Below are 13236 nucleotides of genomic sequence, written 5' to 3' on the forward strand. Positions count from 1 at the left end.
TTTCGTATAATTATTACTAATTTAATCTTTCATCACCAACCTGGGCTGATATCCGGAGCGCCAGCATTCATATCATCCCGATATAGCGGTGCCATAGCATTAAACTTGAATGTCGGTTTATTAAACATCAAGGTAGCTGTACCACGAGCGCCAGCTCGGTTTTTTTCAAATATAATTTCAATCGGCACCGCTTCTTGTTCTTCACGCGGATCCCCGTCACCATCTTCAGAATCGCCACGTGAATAATCATCTCGATACAAAAATGCGACAACATCAGCATCTTGTTCAATCGAACCCGAATCACGTAAGTCTGACAAAACTGGGCGCTTGTCAGTACGCTGCTCCACACCTCGACTCAATTGTGCTAGTGCAATAATTGGGGTATTCAACTCTTTTGCCATTTTTTTAATCGCTCGGGAAACTTCAGAAACAGCTTGTTGTCGGCTTTCGGAGTTATTGGACTCGATTAGCCCTAAATAATCAATTACGACCATACCGATTGGATGCGGATTTTGAATGCGCTCTTCTTGAGTCATGTCACTTAACAAATCACGTTCTAGTTGATGTAGCTTGGCACTGATCTGGTTAATTTTAATCCCAGCAGTATCATCCATGTAAATTTTCATTTGTGCCAATGATTGCATAGCAAGCGTTAACGCTTGCCAATCTTCTTGAGTCATCTGCCCAGTTGTTAAATGATTAGAATCAATTGATCCCTCACCCGCAAGCAATCGGCCAACAATATCTGTCGCACTCATTTCCATTTCAAAAATAACAACAGGCACTTTTTCATTTTTGGCTACATTACGGGCAATGTTCAACACGAAGGCCGTTTTACCAACGGCTGGTCGAGCACCAAAAACAATCATCTGATCATTTCGAAAGCCGTGTGTAATTTTGTCCATTTCAGGATATCCTGTTGATAAACCAACAACATCGCTATCATTTTTAACCGCTTCGTCTAGATTGGCTTGATACTCCTGCAGTACATCTTTGATTTTCCTAAAGTTTTCATCGCCACGATTTTCAGCAATAGTATCAATACTACGTGATAATTGCGCTAATAAATCTTCACTTGGCTCTGCAGCATCGTAGGCCAATGACATTGTTCTCGTTAACGTATCAATCATTTTTCGTAAAACTGATTTTTCTCGAACGATATTGGCATAGTGCTTCAAGTTAGCCGATGAAGCTGTTGACTCTGATATTTCTGCCAGATAAGCCATGCCACCAACATTTTCAAGTTGATGCATACTATTCAGTTTATCTTGCACTGTCAGCATATCAATTGGACGGTTTTCATCCACTAATGCCTGCATGGCTTTAAAAATAGTTTGGTTCGCTAACTTATTAAAATCCTCAGGTACCAAGATTGCACTGGCTTCAACCATCGCATTTTCTGACTTAATAGCAAAAAAGATGGATCCGAGAACTGCGCGTTCAGCATCACCATCTTGCGGCACTTGCCGATATTCATTTGATACCGGATTATCCATATTAACCCTCGCTTACATGGACACGCAATTGCGCTGTCACTTCTCGGTGTAATTTAACTGGTACATCTGTGTAACCAAGTGCATGTATTGGTTGATTGAGTTCCATCTTTCGCTTATCAATTTTGATTTGATATTGTTTTTCTAAGGCAGCCGCAATTTGTTTTGTTGAAACAGCACCGAATAGACGTCCATCTGTTCCTGATTTGCCAGTTAGCTCAACAACTGTCTTCTCGTTAGCGAAAAAATCTGCTAATTTTTTCGCTTCAGCTAGCTCTTCGGCTGCCGCTTTTTCTTCAGCCTTTTGACGTCCCTTAACAGCGCCCAAGTTTTTGCCTGTGGCTGGCTCTGCTTTTTTATTTTTAATTAGAAAATTATTGGCATACCCATCAGGTACTTCCTTAATTTCTCCTTTTTTCCCGCGGCCTTTAACGTCTTCTAAAAATACTACTTTCATTTTTTAATCCCCTATGTCATTAATCTTCTGCTTGTTCTTCAATTACATCTAATAATTGTTGTTTGGCTTCTTTGGTTGTTACATCAGAAATCTGAGTGGCAGCATTTGATAAATGACCACCTCCGCCAAGCGCTTCCATGGTTCGTTGCACATTACGCTCACCAGTTGATCGAGCTGAAATACCAACTCGTCCATCTTGTCGTTTGGTAATTACAAATGACGCATAAACACCACTAATTTGCAGCAATTCATCTGCAGCTTGTGCGGTAAGCAAACCAGAATAAATATCTTGATTTTCACCCACAGCGATAGCATTACCTTCGTGGATTTCTGCTAAGTTAACCAAATGGCTTCTTGATTTGAAATCCGAGAATTTCTCTTTCATAAATGATTGAATTAAGTTACTATCGGCTCCGTTAGCACGTAAATAACTTGCAGCATCAAATGTACGTGAACCTGTACGCAAAGTAAAGTTTTTAGTATCAATTTGTATGCCACCTAACATGGCAGTCGATTCTAATTTAGTAATTGGTGCATGCGATTGATCTTGATATTGAAGCAACTCAACAACTAATTCAGATGTTGAAGATGCATAAGGTTCAATATAAGACATGAGTGGTTTTTCATCCAAACCTTGTTCTGCCAAACGATGATGATCAATTACCACTACACGGTTGGCTAACCTCTCGAGTAGCTGCGGTGCGCCAGAAATACTTGCTTTGGCATGATCAACTAATACTAATAACGTATTATCACGTACTAGTTTCAATGCTCGCGCTTCATCTACGATAGAATCATCAATATTTGATCCTGGTGCCACAAATTCTGCTGGCTTTTTGCGAAGTTCAGCTAATAGTAGCTGGATATCGCTGTACACATGTTTTTCGTCCAACACAAGAAAAGCCGGTTTATTTTTTGTTTGGGCCATACGCCAGACACCTAATCCAGAGCCAACAGCATCTAGATCCGGCATCGCATGTCCGACAATCATAATATTATCAGCCTGCTCCATTAGTTCAGCAATAGTTTGTGATACCATACGAGCACGGACACGGGTACGTTTTTCCATCGGATTGCTTGCACCACCATAAAAACGTGCCGCTGCCTGTTCAGATTTCACAACCACCTGATCACCACCACGACCCAAGGCCAAATCTAAGTTCGTCTGGGCCATTTTAGCAAGCTTATTAATATCTGTGTCATCATATGCTATTCCGACCGACAATGTCACAGGTGAGTTCTGTTGTGCCGTTGCTTCTCGAATGTCCTTTAAAACACTGAACTTATCTTCCTCAGCTTCTTTAAGAGCTGACTGATAACCAAACATGACATAATGAAGTGTATTCAAACGACGGATATAAATGTGATGTTCGAGCGCCCAATCAGACAGTGCGCGGGTCACGTATGTCCGTAAAGTAGACGTTTCGGACTCGCTCATACCATCAGTGACTTCCTCGTAGTTATCAACCGATATCAACCCACTGAACAACTGATGATCTTCATACTTTTTAGTAATCGCGGCATACTCACTGATATCCATCAAATAAATGACCCGTAAGTTTTGTTGAACAAATAATGAAAACTGCCTACCCTGCCAGGTGATTGTATTTGTCTCGGAAGCATCGGCATAATTATCAATCTCTAGAGCCAATTTATTATCCAACTCCGACAATTCTAATCCAAGCACATCTCTTTTGTCTAGATATGCTTGCATATATGGATTAATCCAATCAATTTTTTTATCTTGATTAAGCAGAATAATGCCAATCGGCATTCGAATTAAAGCTTCTTGTTCACTACGTGCAATGCGATACCCTAATCCAGACAAGTACTCTTGTGCATCTTCACTAACCTCTTTGAAAGCTTGTGCACTAAATACTAATCCAATAATAACTATTGCTAACCAAATGAGTCCAAATGTTATATTAAAAAGCATAGCAAAAATAACACTCATTACACTTGATACAAGTAACAAAAATGCTACAGTGCTTAGTTTAGTGTTTTGAAAGAATATCGGTAAATTTTTAAAACTTAAAAATCGTTTCACGTGCTACTTCCTTCTGATTATCATATCTTCTATTTTACCACAGGGTGTCATGATTAATATGAGAATACTTTAGACAAGCCATAACATGTGGTGCATTAGATACAGCTACATCCCAAATTCATACGAAATATACAAAAAAGCCTGAGGCAAACCGCCTCAGGCTTTTAGAAATTAATCTTCCGTAACGAATGGCAACAAAGCCATGATACGTGCACGCTTGATAGCAGTAGTTACCTTGCGTTGGTTTTTTGCAGAAGTACCAGTCACACGACGTGGCAAAATCTTACCACGTTCTGAGATGAAACGTTCTAATAATTCAGTGTTCTTATAGTCAATGTATTCGATGTGGTTAGCAGCGATAAAATCAACCTTACGACGACGACGTGGACCGCCTTGTGGGCGACGTGAACGTTGTGGACGTTCTGAATTTTGTGGACGTGAGTTTTGTTCTGACATAATAAAGCTCCTTTCGTAGTGTTTAATTTATTTTAAAATGGTAAATCATCATCTGATATATCAATTTCTTTATTGCCACTAGCCGCAAATGGATTAGGGGCACTATTTGACGAAGCTGATGATTGCGTATTTGAGTTTGAACTCGCACTTGCAAAAGGATCAACACCGTTAAATGAGTTGTCATTACCGCCAAACGAATGATCGTTTGATCCGCTGAAGTTGTCAGCACCATTATTAGATGCCGATGATCCGTTCTGAGAACGACGCTTTTCACTTTCAGCGCGAGATTCGAGTAATGAGAAATTATCAACAACAACTTCCGTCACGTAAACGCGTTGGCCAGCATTATTTTCATAATTTCTTGTTTGCAAACGACCTTCAACGGCCACAAGTGCACCTTTTCCAGTGAAGTTTGCAAAGTTTTCAGCTGCTTTTCGCCAAATAACGGCGTTAATAAAGTCAGCTTCACGTTCACCACTTGCGTTGGTGAACTGACGGTTAACCGCCAAGCTAAACGTACCGACTGCTACACCTGATTGTGTGTAACGTAATTCAACATCACGGGTCAATCGCCCAATTAATACTACTCGATTAATCATAATTAACGCTCCTTTCCCAGTGAAAATTCAAATTTATTCTGCGTCGCGCTTAACAATCATGTGACGTAAGATATCTTGAGAAATCTTTGCCAAACGATCAAATTCATTGATAGCCTTATCGTCTTCTGCAGTAAAATTGATAATGTGGTAAGTACCTTCACGGTAACCAGCAATTTCGTATGCAAAGCGACGAGTAGCCCAGTCGGCTGACTTTTGAATTGTTGCACCATTATCTGTTAAGATTGCGTCAAAGCGCTCAACAAGAGTCTTCTTAGCATCCGCATCCAAATCAGGGCGAACAATATAAGTCATTTCGTATGATGTAGCCATTTTATTTCCTCCTTTTGGTCTCTGGCAGCCTTGGCTGCAAGGAGTGATCGCACAAATTGTGCATTCACAACTATTAATTGTACTACAATATAGCCTTACTTTTCAAGTGTTTATCAGAATTATTTCCACTGGTAACTTATAATACGATTTTTTTGTCTGTATTACTTATATAGATATGCTGTCGAATTACATTAACTACCTATCTGCTTATGCAAAAAAAGCCCGCATTGTTAAGTTTGCGAACTCATTTATCTTCGTTATCGAGTCATTTCATACATTACTTGCGCGAAAATAGCTTGTGTCTTAGGGATGTTATCTACCAGTACATATTCGTTTGGCTGATGGCTCATGACTGGTACATCAGGAAATTGCCCACCAAAAGCTACACCACGCTTCAATAAGCGTGCATACGAGCCACCATTAGAAATTTTATACGTCTTTTGCGTATGCGTGTGCTGAGCATAAATATCCGCAAGTACTGTTACAATTGGATCACCGAGGTCTACCATGTGCGGATGTGTACCGAAAGCTTCCTGCTTAAATATTTTGGCGTTTAAGCTCCCCATATGTCGCTGAACTTGCGTCAAAATAGCGGTTTCCGTTATGCCCATTGGATAACGGAAATTGATCCGAATCTCACTATCAGCATTTGCTTGGAATAAAATCTTACCCACATTTACTGTTAAATCACCCATAATATCATCATGATAAATCAATCCGAGCTTTTCACCGAAAACGTTTTTGTGATTTGTCAAACCAAGAAACTCTAAGAATCCATGCGCTTGATCATCAAAATTATAGTTTAATAAAAAATTAGCCAAATACGTTGCCGCATTCAAACCATCTTCTGGGTAAGCACCATGAACAGATTTCCCATACAGTGTTAATATAATATGACCATCATCATATTGACCTATACCCGAAATCATTAGTGTATCTTTGAGATACCGCTCATACGCAGCTAAAAACCCATTGATATCCACACCATCAGGCAGCTCAACATCAGCAACTGCAGTCCCTGGCACAACATTATCTCGTTCCCCAGACTGAAATCGATGTAGCTTCCACGCACCCAATATTGTGCCTTGAAACTGAATTGATAAGGTTAGAACGCCTTTTTCACCAGGAACAACTGGGAAGGCTCCGTCAGGTGAAAAACCAAGTGTCGGTTCACCTACTTGATCCAAGTAGGCTCGCATATCACGCCAATCAGATTCTTCATCACTACCAAAAATCAAACGTATTTTTTTTCGTGGTTGAAAACCAGCATCTTTTAATTGTTTCAAGGCGTAATAACTGGCTATTAAATCAGCTTTCATATCGTGTGAACCACGTCCATACAGGCGATCGCCAATGATTTTAGGGCTAAATGGCAACGTTATCGTCCATGCATCCCCACCAGGAACAACATCAACATGTGACAAGACCCCAAAGGTTTCCGTTGCATCCTCTGGTCCATAGTCAATAACAACAACCATATTATCCGCGACACGCTCAACTTTAAACCCGTCACGTCTACCCATATCAACTAGAAATTGTAGTGCTGTTTCAATACCTACTCCAAAAGGTTGTTGAACATTAGCTGTTGTTTTATCTAACACAGATGGTATTGATAAAAACTGTAATAAGTCAGTCAATAGTTCTGATTTGTACAATTGCGACTTTTGTTGCCACTGTTCAGCTGTCATTTGAAAGGATTCCACATCCGACCTCCATTAGTTATAAATAGCAAGACGCCAATTACGACAATCAATGCCGACCAGAGAATCATAGCCACATCACGCATGGAAGAACGTTGTTCTTGATACCATGAACGTTTATTATAGTGTCCAAAGCGGCGCAATTCCATAGCTTGGCTAATCGTATCAATCCGACCTAAACTTGAAAATACTAATGGTAGAATAATTTGTACAGTCCCCTTCATCCGTTGGATTAAACTAGATTTTTTTGATATTTCATACCCACGTGCCTGTTGAGCCAAACTAATCGTTCGATAATCACTCTGCACGTCAGGAATATAGCGCAAGGTAATTGCAACGGCATACGCTACTTTGTAAGGCACGCCAATTTTATTTAACCCAGCAGCAAACTCACTAGGATTGGTGGTAAAAAGCAATACAATTGACAGTGGGAATGAGAATAAATACTTTAATAGAAGATTAAATTCGTAAAACAGCTGTTCTTGCGTAATTGTAAACCAACCACTACCAAACATCACATGTTTCGTACCATATAATTGTTCACCATATTGAGGAGCCAAAACGGTAATCATCACAAGGTTAATCAAACCAATGAATAATACCAACTTTAAAAGTAGTGCGTATTCCTGATATTTGATATGAGCCATTTTAATTAAAACAAACGACAATATTGTTAAAGCAATTAAAAAACGCGTATCATAAGAAATCATGCCAATCGTTGTCAATGCTAAAAAACCAACTAATTTGGCGGTACCTGTAGCATGATTAATCCAAGTGTTTCTTGCTTTATATCCGAAAAGTGAGTTATCCATCTTATTTCCTTATAGCTGCATTTAATTCTTCTGGATGCACAATGCTCAGACGCTGGGCTAAACGATAAATACTGGTAGTTCGTAAACTAGCAGCGTCAACTAATGCTTCATTTGCTAGTAACTCCGCTGGTGTTGTATCCGCCAATATTTGCCCATCAACAACAACCAGAGCCCGTTGAACAAAGTTTGCTAATAAATGCATATCATGAGTAATGATTATAATGGTCGTATGGTTCGTAATGTTAATATTCTGTAAGAAACTAAGTAACTGAGACGTGTGTGTTGCATCTTGCCCAGCTGTTGGTTCATCTAATATTAGAATTTCTGGTTTCAAAACCAAAACAGCCGCAATCGTAAGTCGTTTCTTTTGCCCAAAGCTTAATGCAGAAATGGGCCAATTACGCATACCATCAAGATCGACAAGTTGTAACATCTCACGGACACGTTCCGTCACTTGTTCTTCATCAACGTTACGTAATCGTAGCCCACTGGCAACTTCGTCAAATACAGTTGCCTTCGTAATCATATGATTAGGATTCTGCAAAACATAGCCTATGTGGTCGGCCCGTTCTTTAATAGAATCGCTTAGCAGCGAACGTCCATCTAATTGAATATCTCCCTCGCTAGGTGTCAAAAAGCCAGTTAATAGGTGGGACAAAGTTGTTTTACCTGATCCATTTTTGCCCACAATACCAAGAATTTCACCTTCATGAACTGATGTCGACAAATTTTCAAACAACGGTTCTTGCTGGTCGTACGCAAAGGTCAAATTTTGGACCAACAACTGTTTTTCATCATGAGTGACTTTCTGCACTGGTTTTGCCAAAGTTTCAATTTGGTCTCTAAATTTTGAAACGTCCACTTTTTCAACATCTGCCACGTGAGGTATTTTATTCACTGGAACGCCTGCTCGGCGTAATAGTTGTATGTATAATGGTTCGTCTAAGCCGTTTGCAGACAACACGCCAGTTTGGATAATGGCAGTTGGCGTGTCATTAGCGACAATTCTACCATGTGCCATGACAATTACACGATCAACATGAGCACGTAACACATCTTCTATCCGATGTTCAATCACAACCACTGTCATATTACGTTCTTGTTGAAGTTCATCAATCAATGCCATTGCAGCCGCACCAGCAGCCGGATCAAGACTAGCCAATGGTTCGTCAAATAACAATAGGTCCCCTTCATCAACCAAAACACCTGCCATAGCAGTACGTTGTTTTTGGCCACCGGACAGTGATTGCGGTGCCAATGTCAAACGCTTTCCTAACCCAAATCGATTGGCCCATTTAGCGACTTTTTCCCTGACGATCTTTATCGGCTGATTATCATTTTCAAGAGAAAAAGCTATATCTTCGGCGACCGTCATGCCAACAAATTGCGCATCAGAATCCTGAAGAACAGTACCGGCTTGCAAAGATAGGTCAAACAGCGACTGATCTAGAATCTTCTTACCATTAATTGTCAGTTCACCAGTAATATCCCCTTGATAGGCTTGCGGAATTAAACCATTCAGTAAACGCAGTAATGTTGTTTTACCCGAACCAGATGCACCGGCTATTAAAACTTTCTCACCAGGATAAATTTGAAAACTCACATCATGTAACGTTGGTTCAGATTGCGCGTGATATTTAAATGTCACATGTTGAAAATCAATAAATGGTTCTACCATGTTTTCCCCTATGTACGTAGCCCATGGCTACTTATTCACTGCGCAATGAGCTCTTCTTAGGACGTGACTTGACATAAGCCACTAGTAAAATAGAGCCAATAATGGCGACAGACAAAATGTTAACAATTGTTGCCGCTGCGCCCTGTAAGAACACCTTGCTAGCAGGCTGTTTGTATATTAATATATCGCCGATTGGCGCAACAATCAACCACGCAATAACGTTAGCAATTATTTGCCAAACATTAAACTGAACTAACTTTTTTGTAGAAAGATCCCCACCCTCAAGGTCCAAGAATCTTTTACTCAAACCAAGTAATAGTCCAAATACACCGTCAGCTAAGACCCATGACCACCAAGGGGCACCATAAGTCGCGTCAGTAATTGTATGTCCAATAACACCAACTAAAAAGCCAACAACTGGACCAAATAAACCAGAAATCAATGCTAACCAGCCTTCAGCGACGTTGACATTAGTATTTGGCACACCAGTTGGAATAGCGATGTACTTCATTAAAATGAAAAACACAGCAGCGCCGATACCAGTTGCAACGACAGAACGCACCGATAATCCTGTTTTTTTATTATTTTCTTTCATTTTCCTCTCCTTTTCTTTGAGACTATCATATTTCTTTGGTTAATGAAACAGCCCATCCTTGGCCAGCACCCACATGGTATGTTTGTTCGAAACTACCAGTATGCAAACCAAACGCAACTGTATACACTGAATCAATATAAATTAACGGTTCCCCAGGATTAACGTCGGTAAATGTGTGCACATATGGTAGCACCTCATCAAATAACAAACTACCATCACATTTAATTTGAACACGTAATGTATCACCATATTGCAAATTCATCTTTTCAAATTCGCGTAGGGGAATATTTGACCACAACGAACCAAAATTGACGTCAGTGATATCAATATTCCCCACTAATTGTGGTTGACCATAAAGCGTTTCTTGATAAACACCAGGTGTAATTGGTAAACGTACCAAATCGCTAACTGATAATTCTTCTGTGTAGTCTTCAAATACTACTTGTCCACTAGCTAATTTAGCTCCATTATAAGCATAAATATCACGGCCATGAAATGTTGATGATTTTTCTGAACCAGGGAGGCGTTGTGTTGTTTCATCAATCACACGTACACTTTCGATTAAATCATTAGATAGTAGATGTGATAGAGTGCCATTATCTGGTGTCACAATATAGTGCCCAGCTGTCGTCTTGGCAATTACCGACAAACGTTTTGAGCCAACCCCAGGGTCAACAACTGATACAAAAACTGTACCTGGCTGCCAGTAGTCAAAAGTTTGAAACAAGCGAAACGATCCTTCAAAGATATTAAATGGCGTGATGCCATGTGTTAAATCACTAACAACAATGTTATCGGCAACATTGTAGGCAACACCTCTCATGGAGCTCACCGCACCATCTTGTAATCCAAAATCTGTTTGTAACACTAAATGATTGTTTGTCATTTCCAATTCCTCGGTCATCTTATTAATGGCTTTCTAGTAGGTTATAAAAATCGTAAAAAATACAAAAATCCCTGTTAATCACAAAGATTAACAGGGACGTAAAAAACGTGGTACCACCCAGATTTAGCATAATACATGCTCTCATACTGTAACGGCGCTAACCGACCGTGAAACTTAACAACTCAAATCACACGATATCATCCACGTTCATCTTCAATAAACTGCTTCATGCCAGCTTCCACTATCCTGACTCGCTTGAATTTCCGCTCGTTATCTACTCTTCGCTTCAACGATTTTAATATCCTAATGATACCTTAAGACAATTATGAATATTTGTCAATATGTTTATGATTAAACTACAATAAAGTCATTAATAACCTTTGCAAAATCATTATGATAAATTTCAAACTTCTTTTCGCCCACACCGGAAATTGCTAAGAACTCTGTATCAGTTTGCGGACGCACCTGTGCCATGCTCATCAAAGTTTTGTCTGAGAATATTAAGAAAGGTGGCAAGCCAGCGGCCCGAGCTAGTTCTAAACGTTTTTCCTTTAACTTTGCAAACAAACGATTATCTTCGTCGGAAAGTTTCAAATCATCAGTAGTCACTTTCTGACTAACAATACGTACCTTCTCAAGACGTTTTTTAATCTTAATTTCACCTTTTAATACTTCGGCACCTAATGATGTTACTTTTAACACGGGAAACTCAGCGCCCTCGAAACGTAAATATCCTTCAGCTGTTAAGTAGTCAATAAAGCGCGTCAGCTCTTTTAGCGTTCGCTCTTTCATCAAACCAAACGTTGGTAAATCATGTAAGAACTCATACTTACGCACACTAGCATCATTTGATCCTTTTAAAACCTTAGCGACCATCGTTTTACCAAAGCGTTGATTCATACGCATCACATTAGCCAATACTTTTTGCGCATCTACCGTAACATCAACCCATTCGCGCGTATCCAAACAATTCGAACAATGACCACAATCCTCTGTCACAGTTTCACCGAAATATTGCAATAAATAGCGTGCTAAGCAAGTTTGCGTATTAGCAAAAGCATTCATTTCTCGAATTTTGTCATATTCATTTTGCTTGTGTTCTTCTGAACCTTCTGATTTTTGCACAAAGAATTCTTGCAGATGCATATCCTGTGGTGCATATAATAATATAGCTTCGGCGGGTAACCCATCACGACCCGCACGCCCAATTTCCTGATAATATGCCTCGATATTTCCAGGAACAGAGTAATGGATTACATAGCGCACATTTGGTTTATTAATCCCCATCCCAAAAGCGTTTGTAGCTACAATAACCGGATTTTCATCATATAGAAATGCTTCTTGCTGTCTTTGACGTTCTTTTTCAGATAATCCAGCATGATAACGACCTGCATTAATGCCTATTTTATTCAAATAAGTAGTCAGTTCATCAACTTGCTTACGCGTTGCTGCGTAAATAATACCAGTTTGTTCGCGATTTTTTTGTAAATATTCAACCACATACTTTCGTTTGTCCTGATTATGTACAATATTCAAAGCCAGATTATCTCGCGCAAATCCGGTCAAGACCGTATCATCAGTGTCTACTTTTAACAATTGTTGTAGGTTTTCACGAACACGTTCTGTTGCGGTGGCGGTCAAGCCAAGAACTGCTGGGTGTCCAGAAATTTGTTCCAACAAGGGTAGAATATTCAGATAACTCGGACGAAAATCATGTCCCCATTGTGATAAAACGTGGGCTTCGTCAACAGCAATTAACTCAATATTGAGACTTTGAACAAAACTAAAAAAACTAGGTACCTCTAATCGTTCTGGCGCAACATATAACATTTTGTAAAGGCCATGTCTTAGGTCCGACATGCGTTGTGCTTGTTCTTGCCCGTCAACTGTTGAATTCAAGAACGTTGCAGGAATACCCATTGTGTTTAGCCCATCAACCTGGTCTTTCATTAACGAAATTAATGGAGAAATAACCAAAGTAATGCCTTCAAACATCATTGCTGGCAGCTGATAGGTGATTGATTTTCCACCACCAGTTGGCATAATCGCTAAAGCATGTTTATGTGCGAGTACTTTATTGATGACATCTAGCTGACCAGCTCGAAAGTTATCGTACCCAAATTTTTCTTTTAAAATTGTTTGTGGATTCACAGTTTGCATATTTTCTATTATAGCATGTGCCC

Annotated in this window: 12 protein-coding genes; all 12 read right to left on the minus strand. The window is 39.7% G+C overall.

Translation table 11 applies throughout. The features are described 5' to 3' along the window. Nucleotides 1–32: 32 nt before the first annotated feature. The 12 genes from dnaB to recQ all read right to left on the minus strand — a co-directional run bounded on the left by dnaB (nt 33) and on the right by recQ (nt 13213). Entirely contained in the window at nt 33–1496 is a 1464-nt protein-coding gene (gene dnaB, locus JNUCC76_RS10470) for a replicative DNA helicase (protein ID WP_454154656.1), read from the minus strand. Nucleotide 1497: 1 nt separating this feature from the next. Next, nucleotides 1498–1950 carry a 50S ribosomal protein L9 gene (rplI, locus tag JNUCC76_RS10475; RefSeq protein ID WP_042251058.1) on the minus strand — a complete coding sequence of 151 codons (453 nt, stop codon included), beginning with the start codon at nt 1948–1950 and terminating at the stop codon, nt 1498–1500. Nucleotides 1951–1969: 19 nt separating this feature from the next. After that, the gene (locus JNUCC76_RS10480) at nt 1970–3997 is read right to left on the minus strand and encodes a DHH family phosphoesterase (RefSeq protein ID WP_454154658.1); all 2028 of its coding nucleotides are present in this window, start codon (nt 3995–3997) and stop codon (nt 1970–1972) included. A gap of 171 nt (nt 3998–4168) precedes the next feature. Continuing rightward, nucleotides 4169–4453, minus strand: coding sequence for a 30S ribosomal protein S18 (rpsR, locus tag JNUCC76_RS10485; RefSeq protein ID WP_004911134.1), 285 nt, complete (start codon nt 4451–4453; stop codon nt 4169–4171). Nucleotides 4454–4485: 32 nt separating this feature from the next. Then, nucleotides 4486–5052, minus strand: a complete 567-nt coding sequence (gene ssb / locus JNUCC76_RS10490) for a single-stranded DNA-binding protein (RefSeq protein WP_349515643.1) — start codon at nt 5050–5052, stop codon at nt 4486–4488. A gap of 33 nt (nt 5053–5085) precedes the next feature. Continuing rightward, on the minus strand, nt 5086–5382 hold the full coding sequence (rpsF, locus tag JNUCC76_RS10495; protein WP_011680503.1) for a 30S ribosomal protein S6: 297 nt from the start codon (nt 5380–5382) through the stop codon (nt 5086–5088). Nucleotides 5383–5639: 257 nt separating this feature from the next. Continuing rightward, nucleotides 5640–7070 carry a dipeptidase PepV gene (gene pepV / locus JNUCC76_RS10500; protein ID WP_454156569.1) on the minus strand — a complete coding sequence of 477 codons (1431 nt, stop codon included), beginning with the start codon at nt 7068–7070 and terminating at the stop codon, nt 5640–5642. Further along, entirely contained in the window at nt 7067–7894 is an 828-nt protein-coding gene (locus tag JNUCC76_RS10505) for an energy-coupling factor transporter transmembrane component T family protein (protein ID WP_454154661.1), read from the minus strand. The genes pepV and JNUCC76_RS10505 overlap by 4 nt, the downstream gene beginning before the upstream one ends. A gap of 1 nt (nt 7895) precedes the next feature. Then, nucleotides 7896–9572: an ABC transporter ATP-binding protein gene (locus JNUCC76_RS10510; RefSeq protein ID WP_454154663.1), complete on the minus strand. Its 1677-nt coding sequence runs from the start codon at nt 9570–9572 to the stop codon at nt 7896–7898. Nucleotides 9573–9603: 31 nt separating this feature from the next. Beyond that, complete coding sequence (locus tag JNUCC76_RS10515; RefSeq protein ID WP_454154664.1) at nt 9604–10167, minus strand: ECF-type riboflavin transporter substrate-binding protein; 564 nt, start codon at nt 10165–10167, stop codon at nt 9604–9606. Nucleotides 10168–10192: 25 nt separating this feature from the next. Beyond that, nucleotides 10193–11053: an SAM hydrolase/SAM-dependent halogenase family protein gene (locus JNUCC76_RS10520; protein WP_454154666.1), complete on the minus strand. Its 861-nt coding sequence runs from the start codon at nt 11051–11053 to the stop codon at nt 10193–10195. Between the two features lie 351 nt (nt 11054–11404). Further along, nucleotides 11405–13213 carry a DNA helicase RecQ gene (recQ, locus tag JNUCC76_RS10525; protein ID WP_454154667.1) on the minus strand — a complete coding sequence of 603 codons (1809 nt, stop codon included), beginning with the start codon at nt 13211–13213 and terminating at the stop codon, nt 11405–11407. Nucleotides 13214–13236 lie beyond the last annotated feature (23 nt).

This window comes from Leuconostoc sp. JNUCC 76 (assembly GCF_053667755.1).